At 52.9% G+C, this 20,479-nt stretch carries 20 protein-coding genes and 1 tRNA gene; 8 read left to right on the top strand and 13 right to left on the bottom strand.

Annotated elements, in window-relative coordinates; genetic code table 11:
• Positions 1-34: 34 nt before the first annotated feature.
• On the top strand, positions 35-760 hold the full coding sequence (locus tag QYE77_RS04550) for a histidine phosphatase family protein (RefSeq protein ID WP_315624188.1): 726 nt from the start codon (positions 35-37) through the stop codon (positions 758-760).
• On the opposite strand, the gene QYE77_RS04555 is transcribed toward QYE77_RS04550, so the two are convergent.
• The 9 genes from QYE77_RS04555 to QYE77_RS04595 all read right to left on the bottom strand — a co-directional run bounded on the left by QYE77_RS04555 (position 752) and on the right by QYE77_RS04595 (position 9,452).
• A complete protein-coding gene (locus QYE77_RS04555) occupies positions 752-2,038 on the bottom strand; it encodes an MFS transporter (protein WP_315624189.1) in 1,287 nt (428 codons plus the stop codon). The two genes, QYE77_RS04550 and QYE77_RS04555, sit on opposite strands and share 9 nt — an antisense overlap.
• A gap of 18 nt (positions 2,039-2,056) precedes the next feature.
• A complete protein-coding gene (locus QYE77_RS04560; protein WP_315624190.1) occupies positions 2,057-4,315 on the bottom strand; it encodes a WD40 repeat domain-containing protein in 2,259 nt (752 codons plus the stop codon).
• Positions 4,312-4,899, bottom strand: coding sequence for a 4Fe-4S single cluster domain-containing protein (locus QYE77_RS04565; protein ID WP_315624191.1), 588 nt, complete (start codon positions 4,897-4,899; stop codon positions 4,312-4,314). The genes QYE77_RS04560 and QYE77_RS04565 overlap by 4 nt, the downstream gene beginning before the upstream one ends.
• A complete protein-coding gene (locus QYE77_RS04570; RefSeq protein ID WP_315624192.1) occupies positions 4,896-5,117 on the bottom strand; it encodes a DUF2997 domain-containing protein in 222 nt (73 codons plus the stop codon). The genes QYE77_RS04565 and QYE77_RS04570 overlap by 4 nt, the downstream gene beginning before the upstream one ends.
• A gap of 13 nt (positions 5,118-5,130) precedes the next feature.
• Positions 5,131-5,508 carry a DUF1257 domain-containing protein gene (locus QYE77_RS04575; protein WP_315624193.1) on the bottom strand — a complete coding sequence of 126 codons (378 nt, stop codon included), beginning with the start codon at positions 5,506-5,508 and terminating at the stop codon, positions 5,131-5,133.
• Between the two features lie 22 nt (positions 5,509-5,530).
• Positions 5,531-7,141 (bottom strand): Hsp70 family protein, encoded by a 1,611-nt coding sequence (locus QYE77_RS04580; RefSeq protein WP_315624194.1) that lies wholly within the window; start codon positions 7,139-7,141, stop codon positions 5,531-5,533.
• A 212-nt stretch (positions 7,142-7,353) separates the two neighbouring features.
• Positions 7,354-7,728: a rhodanese-like domain-containing protein gene (locus QYE77_RS04585; protein ID WP_315624195.1), complete on the bottom strand. Its 375-nt coding sequence runs from the start codon at positions 7,726-7,728 to the stop codon at positions 7,354-7,356.
• 35 nt (positions 7,729-7,763) lie between these two features.
• Entirely contained in the window at positions 7,764-8,255 is a 492-nt protein-coding gene (locus tag QYE77_RS04590) for an aminoacyl-tRNA deacylase (RefSeq protein ID WP_315624196.1), read from the bottom strand.
• A 9-nt stretch (positions 8,256-8,264) separates the two neighbouring features.
• Positions 8,265-9,452, bottom strand: coding sequence for a radical SAM protein (locus QYE77_RS04595; RefSeq protein ID WP_315624198.1), 1,188 nt, complete (start codon positions 9,450-9,452; stop codon positions 8,265-8,267).
• A 109-nt stretch (positions 9,453-9,561) separates the two neighbouring features.
• On the opposite strand from QYE77_RS04595, the gene QYE77_RS04600 reads away from it, so the two are divergent.
• The 7 genes from QYE77_RS04600 to QYE77_RS04630 all read left to right on the top strand — a co-directional run bounded on the left by QYE77_RS04600 (position 9,562) and on the right by QYE77_RS04630 (position 16,604).
• A complete protein-coding gene (locus QYE77_RS04600) occupies positions 9,562-10,779 on the top strand; it encodes a radical SAM protein (protein ID WP_315624199.1) in 1,218 nt (405 codons plus the stop codon).
• Positions 10,776-11,525, top strand: coding sequence for a Mut7-C RNAse domain-containing protein (locus tag QYE77_RS04605; protein WP_315624200.1), 750 nt, complete (start codon positions 10,776-10,778; stop codon positions 11,523-11,525). Before QYE77_RS04600 ends, QYE77_RS04605 begins: the two co-directional genes overlap by 4 nt.
• Positions 11,522-12,550, top strand: a complete 1,029-nt coding sequence (locus QYE77_RS04610) for an AIR synthase family protein (RefSeq protein WP_315624201.1) — start codon at positions 11,522-11,524, stop codon at positions 12,548-12,550. The genes QYE77_RS04605 and QYE77_RS04610 overlap by 4 nt, the downstream gene beginning before the upstream one ends.
• Before the next feature lie 58 nt (positions 12,551-12,608).
• Positions 12,609-12,680 (top strand) — tRNA-Arg (locus tag QYE77_RS04615).
• 134 nt (positions 12,681-12,814) lie between these two features.
• Positions 12,815-13,519 (top strand): zinc metallopeptidase, encoded by a 705-nt coding sequence (locus QYE77_RS04620; RefSeq protein ID WP_315624202.1) that lies wholly within the window; start codon positions 12,815-12,817, stop codon positions 13,517-13,519.
• An 85-nt stretch (positions 13,520-13,604) separates the two neighbouring features.
• Positions 13,605-15,926: a hypothetical protein gene (locus tag QYE77_RS04625; protein WP_315624203.1), complete on the top strand. Its 2,322-nt coding sequence runs from the start codon at positions 13,605-13,607 to the stop codon at positions 15,924-15,926.
• A 57-nt stretch (positions 15,927-15,983) separates the two neighbouring features.
• A complete protein-coding gene (locus tag QYE77_RS04630) occupies positions 15,984-16,604 on the top strand; it encodes a redox-sensing transcriptional repressor Rex (RefSeq protein ID WP_315624204.1) in 621 nt (206 codons plus the stop codon).
• A gap of 31 nt (positions 16,605-16,635) precedes the next feature.
• On the opposite strand, the gene mreB is transcribed toward QYE77_RS04630, so the two are convergent.
• From mreB to atpG, 4 genes are read right to left on the bottom strand one after another with little or no spacing between them, the layout of a single operon-like run.
• The gene (gene mreB, locus QYE77_RS04635) at positions 16,636-17,643 is read right to left on the bottom strand and encodes a rod shape-determining protein (RefSeq protein WP_315624205.1); all 1,008 of its coding nucleotides are present in this window, start codon (positions 17,641-17,643) and stop codon (positions 16,636-16,638) included.
• A gap of 38 nt (positions 17,644-17,681) precedes the next feature.
• Positions 17,682-18,116 carry a F0F1 ATP synthase subunit epsilon gene (locus QYE77_RS04640; protein ID WP_315624206.1) on the bottom strand — a complete coding sequence of 145 codons (435 nt, stop codon included), beginning with the start codon at positions 18,114-18,116 and terminating at the stop codon, positions 17,682-17,684.
• 11 nt (positions 18,117-18,127) lie between these two features.
• Positions 18,128-19,534, bottom strand: coding sequence for a F0F1 ATP synthase subunit beta (gene atpD, locus QYE77_RS04645; RefSeq protein ID WP_315624207.1), 1,407 nt, complete (start codon positions 19,532-19,534; stop codon positions 18,128-18,130).
• A 27-nt stretch (positions 19,535-19,561) separates the two neighbouring features.
• Entirely contained in the window at positions 19,562-20,470 is a 909-nt protein-coding gene (gene atpG, locus QYE77_RS04650; protein ID WP_315624208.1) for an ATP synthase F1 subunit gamma, read from the bottom strand.
• Positions 20,471-20,479: the final 9 nt, after the last annotated feature.

The following is a 20,479-nucleotide window of genomic DNA, read 5'->3' on the forward strand; positions in this document are numbered from 1 at the left end:
TGCACCTAAAACCCATAACCGAGATGAGCGCCTCATGGAATTATATTTCATCCGCCACGCGCAATCTGAGAATAACGCTTTATGGGAAAGCACCCGTAGCAGTGATGGACGTCATCCTGACCCCGACCTCACGGAAAAGGGAGTACGCCAAGCTCTTTATCTGGCTTCGTTCCTCAAAACACCCAGATCACTTCCACCAAATGCTAACCGCGGGGCTGATTGGCATAACCGTTACGGCTTTGGCATTACCCACATTTACTGCAGTCTTATGAAACGAGCAGTCAGAACCGCTGCGATTGTCGCTCAAGCCTTGAACCTACCACTCTATGGGCACTTAGATCTCCACGAGAACGGTGGAATCTATTGGCAAGACCCCGAAACCGGTGATTTTATCATCCAAGCCGGACTCTCCCGCTCATCTCTGCTGGCACTTTATCCCAATTTCATCCTCCCCTCCGAAGTTGGCGAAGAGGGGTGGTGGAATCGCCCCTTTGAAACCGAAGATGAGAGCCGGTTCAGGGCCAAGCGCCTGTGGCAATGGCTGCTTGAACGCCACGGCAACACCGAGGATCGTGTGGCGTTCTTCAGCCACGCTGGTTTTTACCACACCTTCCTAAGCACCATTCTGGGTTTTGAGCACATGGGTAACGCCTGGGTGTCTCTCAGCAATTGTGCCATCACCCGCCTGGATATCACACCTGATGGTGTATGGGTGGCTTATACAAATCGGGTGGATTTTCTTCCCGATTCTCTACTGTGAATCAGCCAGTTCCGCCCCTTCCATAACCACGGAATTTTTAGACCGATCCATCGTCGCAAACAGGAGAAATCCCAATAGTTGAACCCCACCACCGATCCACAGCGCTACCGGAAGCCCCAACCAATCTGCCAATGAAGTTCCTAACACCGGGGCAACCATCGAGGAAATATACTGTAGTTCTTGTGCCAGGGCAACAAATGAGGCACTATACTCCACCGGAACGCGCTTCATCAATTCATCGAAGAAAACCAAATTCAGGCCGGCCTGAAAAATGCCGGTAATCCCGGCCAGAACTGCGATAAGTTCCGCGCGTCGAGTTAGGGCCACCAGGATGGGATAGATACCCACCCCAAAGGTTGTCCACAGCAAGATCCAACGCGTCCCACGCCGCCGTGATTGCGCCGACCAAAAGAAATATCCCACCATCAGAATCGCCGTCTGAGCCGTGTTGATCGTCGCAATCCAACCATCGGAGGCATGGACCACCCGCACAAAATAGAGTGGAAACAGCGGCGTTACCAGTGCCGAACCGGTCAAGAAAATAAACCGTCGCGCCACGAAGGACAAGAATGAGTGTTCGTTGCGGAGGATATGTAGATAGCGGGCTAATCGTTCTCGTATCCCCCTGGACTCGTGCTCTTCCTCTACAGGCATTTCGGGCAAAACTATCTGACTCGAAAAATAGTAACTCAGGATTCCCGCCAACCCCAATCCCATAAACGCCAATTGATAATTCAATGGAAATGCAATCCGATCCAGAAGTTGACCGATGAGAAGAACGGCCACCGAGGTTGTCACCCCAAGAATGGACCAGCGCCGTGTCATCAGGTCGAAGCGGTAATTAGGACCGGCCACCGCGTTCATTACCACCGAGAACGTGATCGAGAGCATGGTTTGGGGAATGGTCGCCAGTGCCCACAAAAACAAAATTCCTCCCACCTGAAAGGACGGTGGGAGCACCAGGCTCACCAATCCAATCAGCCCATACCCAAGAATGTAGCCCATCCGGGAAAGGCTAAACCAACGCACAATATTGCGTTGGCGTTGCAGGAATTGCCCCATCGGCAACGCCAACAAAAGACCGGTCAGTGCCGGCAGTGATGAGAGCAACCCCACCTGAAAACTGGATGCCCCTAAACGGGTTAAAAAGACCGGTAAGAAGGGAGCCGCTGCGTTGGCTAACCCAACCGCTATCGCATCCAATTCAACGTTGCGAAAATTTCGCCGTTGAACTGGACTAAGTTCGGGTGGACCAGAAAGAAAGCGTCGAAGACTCACCACACCAAGTCCTTTGGATCAAAGTTGAATATCAAACTCCCCCACCTCAAGCACCACCGGCTCGGTTACCTCCACATCAAAACGGGCTAACCAGCGATAGAGTTCGAGCAGGTAGCGTAACCAGGCCTTTAAACTCGGGGATTCGGTCGCCGCCTTTTGCCACCGTTGTTCCAGGTATGGAATCTGTAACGCCGCCGGAAAACGAGGCACCGAACGCGCCAACAAGAGGGTTTCCAGATCCCAGAGATTGATATCCCCTGAAGCATGAGCGCTAAACAGACGGTGCCCCTGAGGATGAATCCACACCCCCACTCCCGCCGAGGCAGGATCCGTTAAGCGCGAAATTACCTTTCCACTGAAAATATTCCAGGCCGATATCGCACCCTCAAGATCCGTGCTAAATAACAATTGTTCTTCAGGGTGAAAACACAAATGGCTTAAGCGCATCCCCTCGCATGCCACTTCCCACAGACGCCGCCCGTTCACAATATTCCACGCCCGCAACCAGCCATCCCGGCTATACGAAGCCCCCAATTGCCCCGAACTAACTGCCAGAGCCAGCAAAGTTTCACCCTGATCCGGAAGTTCGGCGATTAAGGCGCCATCCATCCATCGCCACACCCGTATCACCCCTGCTGAACCGGCACTGATGAGCCGTTCACCATCTTCGCTTATGCCCAGGCCGAACAATTCCTCGCCATCCGGGGTTGGAATTAAGCGCAGTTGTGGTCCAAATGGGAAACGCCAAACTCGAATTGTGCCATCAAATCCGGCACTGAACAGCACTCGCCCGCCGGGATGCATGACTAAGGCTCGAATCAACCCTCTATGACCGTTCAGGGTTTTTACCAGCGCTCCGTCGCTCATACGAAAGACGCGGATAGCGTGATCGTTGAATCCGCCGATAAGATAATCACTCTCGGGGCTGAAAGCCAGCACGCGGGGTTGCCCCAACATACCTCCCAAACGGCGTGGGGGCAACCTTGAATCCACCAGATCCCAAATCCAAAGCGTCGCATCTGTGGTTCCTGCTGCCATCCAGGTGCCTTCGCGGTTAACCGCAAAACTCATTAATTCGGTTGCCACCGGAGGACGGAAAACAGCTGTTCGTTGTACCTGGGGAGGATTCAGACGACAGTTTTCGGCCAGGCCAGATAACATGGAAAACGCTTCGCGCTCCTCATCGCCATCCGGTTGCCACCCTTTTTCTTTTAGCAGATGTAAAATCTGAACACCCCAATAAGGCGGTGCTACCTGTGCAATTTTCCACATCTCAACCCAACGTTCTGCTGCGGCCAGATGCGCCATGAGGGTTTGCCAATCGGCATCGCTCAGGTCTCGTATCCCTCGCACCACATGTCCCCGCTGGACGATACTCAACCAACCCACTCGTCCGGTATAACGGCTTAGGTGAAGTAGGCGTCGTCGCACAAGCGGTGATGCCTGCTCATAAGCCATCGCCAACAAACGCTGATCAAGGTCGAGGGCTTCGTAACGTTCCCATTGTTGGGTTAGGAAGAAAAATAATGCCCGTTGCACAACATCTCGGGGGAGGTAACCCCGTTGACGCAAGATTTGTAACACCTGACCATCTTCATATCTCAGAAACAAGGCACATAATGCCTCTTGAGCAATCTCACTACCTGCTTGGGCCAACTTATCCAGATAATACAGAATAATCTGGCGTTCACGCGAATGGGTGAAGCGAGTATAACGGTTAATCAGAATATCCAGCCCCTCTTCGGTAAGCGATTCCAGGGTGTGGACAATGTCAATCCATTCCTCCCAACCCTGTCGCCGCGCTGCTTCAATTAATCGTTCGCGCAAGTCTGCATCCTGGGTTTCCAGATAAGCACCGGTAACATGAAGGCCCGAAGGATCATACTGACCATAGACTTCCGGATCCTGGTACAAAAAACTGAACACGGCTTGCAAGCCAGGAAACGGACAGGCCAGGTTGTATTTTAGAATGATAGCCGCTGCCTCCGTATTGGCTGCATTCACTGCCAATTCAAACAATGTGATACAACTGGAATCGCGTCCCTGCTGCGCCCGCCGGGCTAAGGCTTGAAGCGCTGCCGTACGCACTTCCTCGAGTGGACAATAACGAACCGCCGCACCCAATGCCCCATCGGCCTCTGGACTGTCCGCCTCTTCTAAAACAGCAACAGCACCTCGCAAAATCAGGGGCTCAATCAAGTCCGGCGGGGAATCCAACCAAATCGAAGGATGAGTCAATAGGCGCTGTAAACGCTCCCAAGGCAATGTCCCCATCATAAATGTAGCCTCATCCAATGCAGCGGGTCAATCCCCGAGATATGCACCATCCCACTCGAATCAATCATCACTTCAGAATCGGGCACCCGCTCCAAATCTGCCATCGAATAACGTGAAGTAAGAAAGTGCACGGTTTTGTTTGCCGAGCCCAGCAATCCACGGGCTAAACGCCGTTTGGCTTGATATCGTCCAGCAATCACCACATCCACATGGTCTAGCACAGCCTGCCCCCATGGCAAGGTTTGCACCTCTTCCCAGGTGTAGCCCGTAAATAATATCACCGACCAAGGGGTTCTGCGGCGCACCTGTGACAGGAAATCCACTAGTCCCTCACCTTGTTGCAAAGGCTCACCACCACTCAAGGTCAGCCCCTCACTTCGATCGGCAAAGGGCAAAATTGCTTGCAACAACCCCTCTACCGTCCACACCTCCCCTCCCTCAAACGGATGCGTTTGAGGATTAAAGCATCCCGGACATCCCAGGGTGCATCCTTGAAACCAAATCACCGTTCGCAACCCCGGCCCGTTGGCTCGGCTTATGGGCTCTATATGGTGAATGCGAAGAGTGCCGACAGGCGCATTCATTTCTTGGTATTACCCACCTCAACCCGATCAACCTCTTGAACGCCGGAAGCAGGCGTTTCATGAGCCTCAGCTGTCATCTCCCGCTGAATAATTTTCCCGCCCAAAGCCTCTTCTAAGGCTGCGGTTAAGGACAGGCAGGCTTCTCCTTTAACACCACGCACATGAACCAAAACACGCCCTTGCGGGTCAATTGTCACCTCAATCTCTTCGATCTTCATTCGAATCACCTCGCTATCCAATGCGGCGGAGCAACAACCGGATTTGCCCTGCTTCATTGGATTCTTCTACCAGTGCAAATCCTTGGGCTTCCAACTGCTCACGGGCGGCGTGGTAGGCATAGCGTTGGGCCAGTTGACGCTTGAATTCCTCAGGTTTAACACCCATGACCCCAAACCAATCAGCCACAATTTCATAGACACCCTTGGTCTTACGAAAACCTATCGGGTAACTCAAGCGCGGTTGAACCCTAATCTCTACCGCCAATTCCTCCCCCCGCACGCTTTGGACCTTTAAATCTCCCTCCTCGGGCTCAAAGCCCATGTCGCGCAAGGCGGCAAGCAGGTAGCGCTTCTCAACAAATTGGGTTTTGTAACGCGATATGTGAGACATGAACAAAACCTCGTGTAACCACTCAAGTAAGGCGCACCACCGGTACCGCATTCAAAACCCGGTGGTGATGAAGAAGGTCACGCGCATTAATTACCAGACGCTTTTGTGCATCCACAAAGAATTCAACCTCAAACCGGGGCTCGCCTTGGCTGGCAGGTGGATCGGCTACCAAAAACGTGGGGTTATTTTCATTCATCCAAAACAACGTCCGTGCTTCCTGCTCTTGTGGGCTAAGCGGAAGTAAACGAACGGCGCCGCCGGGGTCAAAAATGATCTCTACGCTTTCCTCAGTTCGAGGACGCGAATCGCCTATTTCAAAGATGGCCAATCCGAGTCTCTGCTGTCCCTCATAAGCCGCTTTGATCGTTAACCGTGCCACCGGTTCGGGAGTCGGGTAGGGCGTACCTCTAGGCACAATAACCCGATAGTCATACTTTCCCCTTTGAGGATCAATATAGCGGATGGCATAATCATGTTGAATGTAATCAAAGAGTTCCACACCCCCAATGAACGCCGCCGTTCCTAACGCCACTGCTTCTAAAGGCCGATGCAGCAAAACCCGCTCACGCCCAAACCATTGACGTAGCAAGCGCTGCACCGCCGGAATGCGGCTACTGCCTCCGATCATGAGCACCGCCTGGATCTGGTCTTCATCGTACCCACGCTCGCGCGCTTGATTTAGGGCAAGTTGAATCGTGCGATGAATATCGGTGAATAGTCCATGTGCATCTAATAAGTGTTCGAAATCCTCACGGGTAATGCGAAACGAAAGCACACTACCATCCGATAAGGACAGGGCATCTAGAGAGGCCTCCTTCTCAAACGAAAGCCGTTCCTTGATATATTCGCTGTAAACCAGCAATTGGGTGCTGTGTTCACGCACCGCAGATTCTTCCTCGCTTCGGTTATTAAAGCGCAAGATCTCTTGAAAGAGCCACTGGTCAATTCGCGCGCCTCCCAGGTCACGCCCCGCCTTACCCAACACGCGGCAATGACGCCCGCGGGCATCAGCGGACTCGCCGAGTTGGATGACCGAAACATCCAGGCTTCCCCCACCGAAGTCGAACACTAGATAAACCTGGCCAGGGTGCAGGCTCAACCCATACCCCAGCGCCGCTGCGGAAGGTTCATCAATAACGCGAAAACGACGAATTCCCAACTCTTCCGCCAGAGCCAGCAGCCAATTCTCATAGTGCTCAAAAGCCTCAACGGGGACGCTGAATCCAACCTCTTCATCGGGGTGCAACTCTTCGAGCGCAAAAAACAACACGGTGCGCAGGAAATCGCGCCCGGCATCAGCCGGGTGAATGTCGCGCTGGCCGACCCGTAGGCGCAGCGGTGAACGATGGCTGATATAGCGCTTCATCCAGCGCACCGTATAGGGTGACGCATACAGACCACGCTCAAACACCTGTTGACCAATCCAGTAATCTTGTTCACTACTATAATGAATGACCGAGGGGATATAGGAAATAACCCCGCCCTCGCTTTCCTGTTGACGCCCATAATCCGGTAAATGTAGCACCTGGGGTTGCTGGACTTCAGTATCCCAGAAAGCCAGTATGGTATTCGAGGTACCAAAATCAACCGCTAATCTTCGACTCATGGCCATACCCATCAGCCAATGCACCATTTACCCACACGACAATGTGGGCTTGATTTGATTATAACGCAGCGTTGGGCCGTTTTCTCAGCGGTTTCCCCCAAGCCCTCCTCGGTAGGTTACGGCTCAACCGGATAACCCGCTTCAGTCCAGGCCGCAAAACCGCCTAAGATTGGTTTCACCTTCTGAAAGCCCTGATCTAAGAGATACTGCGCCGCACGGGCGCTCGACTCCTCAGCCGGTCAGGTACAGTACGTGATAATCAGGCGCGATGGGTCAAGTTCGTTGATCCGTTGGGGCAATTCATTCACCGGAATATTGAGCGCACCCGGAATGTGGCTGGTAGCATAAGCACTAGCCGGCCGCACATCCAGAAAAACGGCGCTCCCCTCATCATAAACACGCTTAGCCTCTTCAAGAGCGATCCGCTCAACCTTTGGGTAGGGAATATTCGCGGAATTACCAACGGTCGTTGTCGGCTGTGATTGATTCTGCATCAAGAACCCCCACGCTCCATACAGCATCAATCCTAAACCGATCAAGATAAACACCCAGGGGGCAATACGCCGCGTACCTTGCGATTGGGGTTGCTTCTTGGTCTTGCGGGTCGTTTTCATATTGAATATTATAACAAAATTTATCGTATTTAGTGTTATTCGTCGAAGCCTTTGCCACCCTCTATGGCTTTCAGATCCACTAATTCGAATTTACCCAATGCCGCAATCAAATCGTCTCGCCGTAAGATAAGTGCCTTTCCTGGCAAGCCTGAACCAAGCGAAACCTCTTCTGGAGCAAAAACCCCGGGATCAACCAGAATACGTAAGTGCGATGGCAATCCCAATGGGGATACACTACCCGGTGCATATCCCGTGATCCGGAGTACCTCTTCATCGCTCGCCAAAGTCACCCGCCGATGTCCCAAATAATGCCGTAAGGTTGGCCAGTGCACATGATAACCTCCTGGAATGAGCACGACCACGAATTCATTTTTAGCCATCCGAAAAAGCAAGGTGCGGATTACCTGAGTAATCTGCTGTCCACGCTCAGCTGCTGCTTGCGCCAAATCTTGTGGCGGTTGGGAGTGAATGAAAACGCGATAAGGAATCTGTCGTGTTTGCAGAAATTCTTCTGCTGCCGTCAACATCCGTTACTCTCAGAATGTGAGCGTCAATTGCCGCGCGGGTTGCCGACCATCTAGCAAAAGGTAAGGCGCTGCTCGTTCTACGTTCACGCCTAATTGGCGCAACTGCCGTAAATCCCGCAGCCGAAAAAGACGACGCGCGCGGATGATCGCAAGAGCCGACTTTGGACCAATCCCCGGAACGCGTATTAACTCTTCGCGTGAAGCGCGGTTAACTTCCAACGGATGGGTAAGGTAACGTTGCGCCCAAGCCATTTTGGGGTCCACCTCAAGCGCCAACCTGCCATCTGGGTTCAGGGGTAGTTCATCAAAACTGAAGCCATAATCCCGTAACAGAAAAGAGGCTTGGTAAAGACGCAGTGCGCGGTGTGGGTTTTCCGCTGGATGATCTTCTAGCGGGGTATCTTCAATCGGGCGAAAGGGGGAGTAATAAACCCGGCTAAGCCCCAACTGGCGGTAGAGGTGGGCTGTGATTTGGAGTAATTCGGCATCCGTTTCTCCAATTCCGACCACGAATTGGGTAGTAAGTGAAATCCAACGGCGGATGGAGCGGTACTGCTGGTTAAGCACCGCCTGATGGGCCAATTGGAGGGGTTCTAACATTCGACTTTGCGGCACTTTGCGCGGCGCCCAGTGCTCTAGGTATTGGTTCCCCGGCATTTCTAAGTTAATCGAAACCCGTGAGGCTAATGCTACCGCCCGTTCTACTTGCGCCGGTTCGGCACCTGGCATCAATTTTAGATGCAAGTAGCCCTGAAAACCCAATTTGTTGCGCAAAACTTCCGCGGTAGCAATCAAACGATCCTGGGTGCGGATTCCTCCCCCGGCAATCCCCGAAGATAAAAATAAACCCTTTACCAAGCCGGCATTGTATATCTGAAGAAATGCCCGCGCTAATTCTTCCGGCTGAAAGGTCGCCCGCCGAAAATCCCGTCCGACTCGAAACGGACAATAAGCGCAGTTATATTCACACACCGAGGTCAGGAGCACCTTCAGCACCGGGATTTTCCGCCCACCCTGCAAGGTTACGTGACTGATATGATCTAAAAGGCGCGTAGTCGTTTGAGTGGTTCGCGCCGGATGGCAGACAGGCAGGGCTTCGCTCCCGGGGTTCGGCTCCGCATCCACTTCTAATCCATCGTCTTGAGAAAGTAAGGCAAGTTTCTGAAGCCAGTCCATAGCAATTTGATTATAGAACATATTTTCCGCTTGTGCAACCGGCATTTAAAAATGGGTCAACCACTTTTAATAGCCACCAGTCTGTTATACTTGAAACACAAATAGCCTCGTTTTGAAGGATCATCCGTCCATGGTTATTCTGGGCACCTGGAGGGGTTATAAACTGACCTTCAGTTTCAAGTCCAGTGGCCTAACCGTCAGTTTCGAGCAGACCGGACAAACCACGGTCTATGGTTATGACTGCGCTGGGCGCCTCTGGACAGGGCTCGAAAACGGGATATCGTTTCGTCGTGGCCTGGATGGCAAGGTTGTCGCCAAATGGCGCCAACCCGGCAATCAGGCGGCACGGCGTTGGCTTTCACCCACCGAAGCGGAAGGGTGGATAAATCGTGCGCATCAACAAATGCGCACTCTGTTCACAGCCATTGAAAATGGGGAGGCACACCTGGAGCGCCTGCTCTCAGAGGACGAAATAGAGATGGTAAGAACAGCAGCAGGATTTGACCCTCAGCGCGCTGCCGCCGATGCAGCCCAGTATTTTCATGTGTATAAACCCATCGGCATCCTGCCTCCCGATCAGTACATGGCAGTGGTGTTACAAGCCACCGAAGGGTGTTCTTTCAATACCTGCACCTTCTGCAACTTTTACCGCGACCGCCCCTTCCGTATCAAAACGCCCGATGCATTTCAAAATCACATCTTGGCTGTCAAGGCTTTTCTGGGCCCTGGGCTGAGCCTGCGCCGAACCATCTTTCTGGGAGACGCCAACGCCCTGGTGGTACCCATGCCACGCTTGGTGCCATTGTTCCTGAGCGTTCATGAACACTTTGATGTCGAAGCCTTGGGTGGGATTTACGCTTTTCTGGATGGCTTCAGTGGAGAGAAAAAAAGCCCTGCCGACTTTGCCCAATTGGCCGCGCTGGGTCTCAAACGGGTCTATATCGGCATGGAATCGGGGAACGCCGAGCTATTACGTTTTTTGCAAAAACCCGGTGAGCCCGAGGATGTTATCCGTACGGTTGAAGCCCTTAAGAGCGCCGGCGTAGCCGTCGGGATCATCATCCTATTAGGCGCAGGTGGGCACACTTTCGCCCTTCAGCATGTTGAAGACACGATCCAAGCGCTTAACAGCATGCCGCTCGATATGGAGGATATCATTTACTTCTCGGAATTGATCGAGAGCGAGGGGATGCCTTATGTCCAACACGCTTACGAAGCAGGTCTGCATCCTCTTTCACCCGAGGAACGCCTTATGCAAGGCCAAGAGATTGAAGAGCGTTTGGTTTTCAGCGAAGAACGCGGCACGCCCCACATTAGCCGCTACGATATTCGTGAGTTTGTATATTGAGTAAGTTTGCTATGGGATGGATTTACCTCCGTTTTCACGGTTGCTTGAACGATTTTCTTCCCGTGACTCAACGCGAACAAACGATCAATTACTGGGTCAAGGAAAAAACGGCACTTAAACACATCATCGAGACAGTAGGTGTGCCGCATCCCGAGGTTGGATATGCCGAGGTCAACGGCCACCCTCAACCTCTCTGCTATCACGTCCAGGATGGCGATGACATCCACGTCTATCCCTTTACCCTGAACGGAAGCGATGCTCTCACCCTCGACCCCCGCTTTGTGTTAGATAACCACTTAGGTAAACTTACCCATTACCTACGGCTATTGGGATTCGATGCCTTATACGATCCTAACTGGCAAGATCGCGACCTGGCACTAATTGCCAATCGCGAAGATCGCATCCTGCTCACCCGTGATCGCGGCTTGCTCAAGCGCAATCTCGTTCGGCGCGGATATTGCGTGCGCGCCCACAATCCTCGCGACCAAGTCTTCGAGATCATTCGACGCTTTAACCTCAAACACCTGGTTAACCCCTTTCAACGTTGTCCTCGCTGCAACGGGTTATTAGAGTCGGTCAACAAGCAGGAAATTCTAGACCGCTTGGAACCACTGACGCAGTTATACTACGATGAATTCGATCGCTGTACCCAATGCGGTCAGATATACTGGAAAGGCTCGCACTACGAACGTATGCTGCCCTTTATTGAGAAGGTCTTAAATTACTGCAATGGAGATTCATTATGAATGCCGTGCTACCGGTAGGAAAATTACCGCATCATCTTCTTGCCGACCTCCTGGCACAAGCCCCCAGCCACCATGAGCGCGTTCTACTAGGGCCTGGAATTGGTCTGGATTGCGCTGTTTTGGATATGGGAGAGACCGCCTTAGTTCTCAAGACTGAACCGATCACCTTTGCCACACAAGAGATTGGCTGGTACGCCGTGCAAATCGCCAGCAACGACATCGCCACGACCGGCGCCTTACCACGCTGGATGCTGGCAACTCTTCTCTTGCCCGAGGGCAAAACCACCCCTGAACTGGTGAGCACAATTGGACGGCAAATCTTTCAAACCTGCCAACAGTTGGGCATCACCTTGATCGGAGGTCACACCGAGATCACTTATGATCTGCATCGCCCGATTATTGTGACCACGCTGATCGGCGAAATCGCGAAAGCGCACGTAATCACCCCGCGCGGTGCTCAACCTGGAGATGTGATCATCCTAACTAAAGGCATCCCTATCGAAGGATGCGCAATTCTTGCTCGAGAGTTTGCCCACCGATTGGAGGGGATCCTAACCCCCGAAGAAATCCAAACCGCACAACGTTACATTTACGAGCCAGGCATTAGTGTACTAAAAGATGCCCAGTTGGCTATTGCCGCTGGCCGGGTCACCGCCATGCATGATCCCACTGAAGGCGGATTAGCAACGGCGCTGTGGGAACTTGCCGAAGCCGCTGGAGTCCGCTTGCGTGTGGAACAAAGTGCTATCCCTATATCACCATTAGCCCAAAAGATCTGTGCCTTTTTCGGCCTTGATCCTTTGGGGACGCTGGCCTCAGGCGCTTTGCTGCTGACCACGCACCCCCACGATGCCCCACATATTCTCAAGGTCCTCACCTCAGCCGGTATTCCCGCCGCCGCTATCGGGCGCGTAGAATCTGGCACGCCGGAGGTGTTCCTCATCGTCCAAGGGCAAGAACGGCCCTTACCCTACTTTGCACGGGATGAAATTGCGCGCTTTTATGAGCAGCAAGCCATTGCATGACCTCCTCGCTCAACCTTAAGGACCCTCCAAATTGTGGTAAAATTTTGGTGCACTCAATGCGCCCGTGGTGAAGTGGATATCACGTTACCCTCCGGAGGTAAAATCCCGAGTTCGAGTCTCGGCGGGCGCACTTGAGTTTTTTTGTTTTAATTGTTCTTCATCAAAAAATCACACATTGTTAATACCCCGCTTATATTCTTTTAGTATAAATTCCAGTGAACTGGTTATAATGTCATTAGCGAGACCAGGATAAGGAGGACAACGATGTATTACCCATTCTTATTTGGTGGCTACGGTTTGTACTTGCTTTTCAGCCTGCCGGCGTTGATTTTGGGCTTATGGGCTCAATTCAAGGTCCAATCAGCCTTTAGCAAATACTCGCGCGTGCGCACTATGAGCGGCCTAAGTGGGGCTCAAATAGCACGGCGCATGCTCGATATGCACGGCCTGCAAGATGTGCGAATTGAACAAGCAGGGGGGTTCCTGAGTGACCATTATGATCCACGCGCAAAAGTGTTGCGATTGAGTCCAGAGGTCTACTCCAGCCCCAGCGTGGCCGCCGCCGGTGTGGCCGCCCACGAAGCTGGGCACGCGATTCAAGACAGCCAGGCCTATGCCATGCTTCAACTGCGCACGGCGATTGTGCCGACAGTACAAATCGGTTCCTGGCTCGGTCCCATCATTTTTGTGCTCGGTTTTCTCTTCCAGGCCGATTCTATCGCGTGGTTAGGGGTGGGACTTTTCGGATTGACCGCTCTCTTCGCCCTGATCACCCTGCCAGTAGAAATTGACGCTTCGAATCGAGCCAAGAAGTGGCTGGCAACCTCAGGCATAATCTATAACCAGGAAATGGAAGGGGTGCGCAGTGTTTTGGATGCGGCCGCGCTCACCTATGTTGCCGCGGCCATTCAAGCCATTACCACGGTGCTTTACTACGTTTTCCTCTTAATGGGACGCCGCCGCGATTAAGGATAAAACCATTCCTTTTAACCAAAAGCGGAGCCTTCTCGGCTCCGTTTTTATTTTTCCGTCAGCCCTTATAATAGCATAAGCCATGAAAGTCCTACATGACTCGTCTGGTGCAATCCTTCGCCGTGTCCTTGCGTCACTTCTCACCCTGGCCTGGTTGCCTCTGGCCATAGGGATAGACATGCTTGCCAGGAATACCACGCCACCTCCTCCCCAATGGCGCTATACAGATGTACGGCAACTGGATCCCATTGATATAGAAACTCCACCTCAATGTGATTTCATTGCTGCCTATGCCCGTACCTATCGTGCCGACCTTGAAATTCGTCTGGATTTTCTAGACAGCCAGAGTCAAACAAATTGTGATCTCTATTTGGCGATGGATTGGCATCCCGGGGGCAGTTTCGTTTTGCCTGTTCAAGCCATCAGCCCCAGGGCATGGGATGCCCTATTCATCATCCAAGCAAATCATAAGCCCATCGTGATATGGCCCTCAGGAGAATTGGCCCCCCTAAAACCCCTCATACTGCGCGATCCGCAACAGGATACCTGGACCATCCGCCTGAATCGCTACCTTTTTTCGGACTCTCAGCATCAGGCAACGTTCATAGCTTGGAGCACGCTACCAGGTCAAGACTTAATTGCCGATTCTATTGGTCCATTTGCATTATCCGCTTCACCCCCGCCGCCGGCACCAGTCGCACTGGTCTTTTGGGACACCTTACCTGCCGCAACCCCAGCCCAGACCTTGCGCCGTTGGGATGGAGCTCACACCGGGCCCTTTGGGCGGCGTCACGGATTGCGTCATTTAATCGAAGCCGCTTCTTATTATCGTATTCCCATTATCCTGACCGATTTGCTCCAGCCCACCTCGCTAGCCGGACTTGATGCGATCGGAGGTCTGAAAGTAGTACAAGGTGCTTATCGTCAGGGAATGCTAATCCTGCCTACGCCTGCCATCGGGGCACCCCCCATAACCCCTTGGTCTTATTCACTGGCCCAGGATAGCCGTACCAAATTCGACTTTGGCGCTTCCACAGTAAACTTCGGTGCCTTTTCCGTGAGTAATCTTTCCCCTGGCCAGACTTACTTCTTTCGTTACAAGGGCTCTCCTCATATTTTTCAGGTAAACCAAACCCGCTTGATCCCGCTTCCTACAAGTTTTTTATCAAGCCAGCCTGTTGATCCCCAAATAGACTCCACCGGGGATTTTACGCTTTCCGTCAAACAAGCGCTGATTATTTCCGCCCTTTCACCGGATAAAACGGATGTCGTCATCCTGGGTGAGAGCCTGCCCGAAAGCCCCTGGGGAGATCGCAGTATAGCCTTTACCGCTTTGGCCTATCTCGCCAATCATCCCTGGATTCACGTCCTGAACGCAAATGACCTTCAGTTTTTCCCCGCTCAAAAAGTTGCATTCGAAGCCGTTCTGCCCTGCGCTGATTTATGGTGTACCGAGGCGTCCTCGATTCCTATCGCCCCGGTTGATGCGGACTGGCAAGCGCAGTTGAAGGCCACCATCGAGACCTTAGAACAAACCCCTGTAACCTCGCGCACTGAGGCACTTCGCACCGGGTTAATCCTCACCACTGCCCTGCTTAGCCATCCTACTACCGATACTGCTCTCCAGACGCTACGAGGGCAGTACCAGGGCGAATTGGGTTACCTGAGGGAAGCCCTGATCTGGGCTTGGCATCCCACTGATCTTCAAACCTGCGAGCGCGATCTGGATGCCGATCACCGCCCAGAATGTATTCTCAGCAGCACTACTGCATTTGCCATCATTGACCCCCAAGATGGACGGTTAGCACACCTCAGCCTGATCCAATCCGGGCGCGCAATCCCCATCGTGGCCTCAAGCGCTCAATTAGCGGTGGGCTTGAGCGATCCATCCCTGTGGAATCCGCAAAATGACCTTTGGGCCGACCCCGGTGTGATTCCCGGCGCAGTCATCTCCCCGCCGCTGGAGATCCCCTACCAGGTCGCGACCATGGATTCTTATTGTCTCACCTTGACTAACCCTCCAAACAGGGTAGCAGAACGGTATTGCCTGCAGCCCAAAGGACTGACCCTTGAATTACGCGGGGTTTTCTCCCATCGCCAAATCTGGTTGCCCCTCGTTGTATCACCCGAACAACGCCTAACACCCCATTGGGTACAACGTTACTATCTCAGTCATATTGCCCCCAACCATGTCGTTTGGGCTGTTCTAGGACAAGGGTTTGTGGAGATCAAGATAAGCCAGGGCGACATTGAGGTCACATCTTTCACGGACGCACTACCCTGGTTGGGACAGCCTGAAGATCCTAACCGGGATTATCCTGCCGGGCATTATCTTCCTTTTCCTTTGGCTTTACTTACCATAAAAGACCCAACAAATCTTCTATTAGAAATCATTTTGCATTAATGCGGTTGTCCTAAAAACAGTATAATATCTGTAGAATCTTTCACAACAGAGGTCGCAATGGCCGAACAAAGTGTACCCGACATTGTCATCGGAAGATTACCTCGTTACTTACAAGCGCTAGAACGCATGCGTCTTGAAGGCATAACAACAACCTCGTCATTGGAACTTGGGCAGCGACTCGGCATCTCCGCCGCCCAGATTCGCAAGGACTTATCCCATTTTGGCGAATTCGGCAAACAAGGCACCGGTTATTCAGTGGAATTCTTAATCGAGCAGTTGCGCGCAATCCTTAATCTCAACCGCATGTGGGATCTGGCGCTGGTGGGTGTGGGCGACTTGGGAAGCGCCCTGGCTCGTTATCAAGGATTCACCAACCGCGGTTTCCGCATTGTCCTGGCTTTTGATAACGATCCCCAAAAAATTGGGAAGCGCATTGGTCATCTTGTCATTGAAGACAGCGCCACCATCCCGGAACGCATCCGCCAAACCGGGGTGAAAATCGCCATGCTAACTGTTCCAGCCGCCGAAGCCCAGAAAGTCACCGACTGTTTAGTTGAGGCCGGAATCCGCGCCATTCTCAACTACGCACCAATTCACCTTGTCGTTCCCCCTGGGATCATCGTTGAGAACATTGATCCCATCCTCAAACTCCAACATATGACCTATTACTTGGATTGAGGCGGAAGCATTTGGGGCTCAGACGAAGACACTACACGTAAACCAAACTGCGCCGCAGCAGATCACGCATTGCCAGGGCTTTAGCCGCGCCCTGCGCGGTGCAGGTAGTGGGATTATCCACCAGATAAACTGGGATGCCCAGTGATTTCGTGAGGTAGGTATCTATGCCTCGCAAGAGTGCGCCCCCTCCGCACAGGGCCGCTCCGCGATCAATAATGTCCGCAATTAATTCGGGGGGCGTCTTCTCCAATACCCGCCGCACTAGGGTCACAATTGCCTCCAGCGGTTCTTCCAAGGCATCCACAATATCTGCTGTCGTCAATGTCACCGGACGAGGCAGTCCGGTAACCTGATCCTGGCCTTGCACCTCTAAACTTTGCTGTTCTTCCTGAGGTACCGCAGCCCCAATGCGAATTTTGAGTTGTTCAGCCGTTGGTTGGCCAATTATGACCCCGTACTTCTTACGTACATACGTCATGATGGCCTCATCCATGGCTAGCCCACCGGTGCGCGCAGTTTCAGCTGCCACAATATCATTTAGGGCTAATACCGCAACCTGGTTTGTTCCTCCGCCTAGCGAAATAATCATGTTACCGCTCGGCGTATTGACGGGTAAATCCAACCCCAGTGCTGCCGCCAAGGGCTGCTGAATCAAATAGACCTCTCGACCGCCGGCCTCTAAACCGGCTTCGTGAACTGCTCGTGTCTCGACACTGGTAATTCCATAGGGAATCGTGACCATCAACCGTGGGCGGAAGAAAAGCATCGGGCCACAAATCTTTTTGATCAAGTATTGGAGCAAAATTTCGGTTACCTCGTACTCTGCAATAACGCCATGCTGCAGCGGGCGAACTACCTGAATGCGTTCCGGAACGCGCCCAATCATATCCTTGGCGGCCTGCCCCCATTCCACCAGTTTCTGCTCATCCACTACGATGGCTACAACCGTAGGTTCTTGAAGCAGAATCTGGTTACCTTCGGCAATAACGGTATTGAAAGTGCCCAGGTCAATACCCAATTCTCGCGACAATAGGGGCATAGTAATTTAATTCCTTTCTTTCCCCAGCATCGTCTTACCTACTCTCGACGCTCACGTTGCATCCGCTGTCGGTAGCGTTGTACGGCTTCAAGACGCAAATTCGAGCGCCGTAAGGCCGCCTGCAATTCGAAATACTCATCTGAATCCTGAGGAACGCCCGCTTTCAGCCGCTCTTCCGCTCGACGCTTCGCGGCCTCAGCACGCTGGACATTGATCTCCATAACGTTTTCCGCCGCATCGGCCAGCACGGTCACTTGATCGGGCTGCACTTCCGCTACCCCGCCGGCAACGGTGAAATACTGCTCTTCGCCCTGTTTTCGCACGACAATAATCCCATAGCGCAACGCCGTAAGCAAAGGGGCGTGGTTAGGCAAGATGCCCATCTCCCCTTCAACCCCCGGCAGGACGACAATATCCGCATCCCCCGAGAAAACCACGCGGTCTTGAGAAACAATTTCACAGCGAATCGGCATGCGCTATTCCCTCATGCTGCGGTTTCAAGCAACTTTCGCGCCTTCTCACGCGCCTCATCAATGGTACCCACCATATAAAAAGCCTGCTCGGGCATGTCGTCGCACTTGCCGTCAAGGATCTCGCGAAAACCACGCACAGTTTCACGCAAAGGTACGTAACGGCCTTCTAACCCGGTGAACTGCTCCGCCACAAACATGGGCTGAGAGAAGAAGCGCTCAATTTTGCGCGCCCGCGAGACCAGCAACTTATCTTCTTCGCTCAATTCATCAATACCCAAGATGGCGATAATATCTTGCAAGTCCTTGTAGCGCTGCAAAACGCGCTGCACCTCGCGTGCGGTGGTGTAATGTTCCTCGCCTACGATGCGCGGGTCCAGAATGCGCGAGGTGGAAGCCAGCGGATCCACAGCAGGATAGATTCCTTTTTCAGCAATGGACCGCTCCAGAGCAATCGTTGCATCGAGGTGAGCAAAGGTGGTCACCGGTGCCGGATCGGAATAGTCATCAGCAGGCACATAAACTGCCTGCATAGACGTAATCGAGCCCTGGCGGGTGGAAGTAATGCGTTCTTGCAGTTCGCCCATCTCGGTCGCCAATGTAGGCTGATAGCCGACTGCCGAGGGCATGCGCCCAAGCAAAGCGGATACTTCCGACCCGGACATGGTAAAGCGGAAAATATTGTCAATGAACAGCAGAACGTCCTTACCTTGATCGCGGAAATACTCAGCCATAGAAAGCGCCGTCAAAGCGACGCGAAGGCGCACCCCCGCTGGCTCATTCATCTGCCCAAACACCATGACCGTGTCCTTCATCACCCCCGATTCGAGCATCTCGCGGTAGAGTTGAGTGCCCTCGCGGGTTCGTTCACCTACCCCGGCGAAGACCGAGTTGCCCTGGTGCACGGTTGCAATGGAACGGATTAATTCCATGATAATAACCGTCTTTCCCACCCCGGCACCACCAAAAATACCCGTCTTGCCACCCTTGGTAAACGGTGCGATCAGATCAATAACTTTTAGACCGGTCTCAAAAACTTCCACGCGGGTGGATTGCTCGGCAAATTTAGGCGCGGGTCGCCGAATGGGATAATACACATCAGAAACCACTGGCCCCTTGCCATCCACGGGTTGCCCCAGCACATTAAATACACGCCCCAACGTTGCGGGCCCTACCGGCACCGTAATCGGAGCATAAGTACGGCGCACCGGTAAGCCACGCATCAACCCATCGGTAGAATCCATCGCAATACAGCGCACCCAGTTATCGGGTAACTGCCGTTCAACCTCTAGAACCAGGGGCTTACCTTCAGGGCGAAGCACTTCCAGTGCCTCAAAAAGTTCGGGCAAATCCCCGGCTGGAAAGACAACATCAACTACGCCACCTAGGATTTGAACGATGCGACCGCTAGCCTGATTCATCAAAAAGTTCCTCCCAATATGCTGACGTCATCGAGCCGCTTCAGCCAAGTTTTGCGCCAGCGCCTCGGCTCCTGCGGATATATCGAGCATATCACTGGTGATGGCTTGCTGGCGGGCTTTGTTGTAATCCAATTGCAATGCTGCAATCAACTCGCGTGCATTCTCCGTGGCATTACGCATGGCCACCATACGTGCCGCATGCTCACTGGCAATGGCCGATAAAATAGCCCGATAAATTTGGAGCGACGTAAAGCGCGGTAAAATCTCATTTAAGATTTCGGTATGCCCCGGCTCATACGTAAAAACGGCATGTGTGGGATGCGTTGCTTCCGGAGAATGAACATCCATCGGTACAATTTTGGGCTCCAAAGGCAGTAATTTACGCACCTGTGGCTCCTGGCGTAGCATACTGATAAACTCGGTATAGGCAATATAGACCTGATCGTAATGCCCTGCCAGGAACTCATCAATCGCCATTTGCCCAATGGGGGCACAGTCCACAAAACGCGGCGTGGCCGGCAAATCCACAAATTCTGCCACAACACTGCGTCGCCGCCGCGAAAGCATTGCCGCCCCTTTCTTTCCCACTGCCACATAACTGACCGGCGCATCAAAATCACGAAAAACCTGCAGGGTATGGCGCATAATATTGACGTTGTAAGCGCCGGCCAAGCCGCGATCGGAACTAACGAGAATGACCAGAACCGGTCCATTGCCAGCACGCTGGGTTAATAATGGGTGCAGACTTTCGGCGCCAGGCTGACGTGCCAGGTGTAACAATAATTTCCAAGCCTTTTCAGCATATGGACGGGTTTGAGAGTAAGCCGCAATAGCCCGGCGTACCTTGCTGGCACTGACGGTTTCCAACGCCTTGGTCACCTGGGCCAGGTTCTTGACCGAGCGAATACGGTTACGCATCTCGCGGATGGACGCCATTATCTTCCC

The sequence above is a fragment of the Thermanaerothrix solaris genome, assembly GCF_032334255.1.
GTDB classification, from domain to species: domain Bacteria; phylum Chloroflexota; class Anaerolineae; order Anaerolineales; family Anaerolineaceae; genus Thermanaerothrix; species Thermanaerothrix solaris.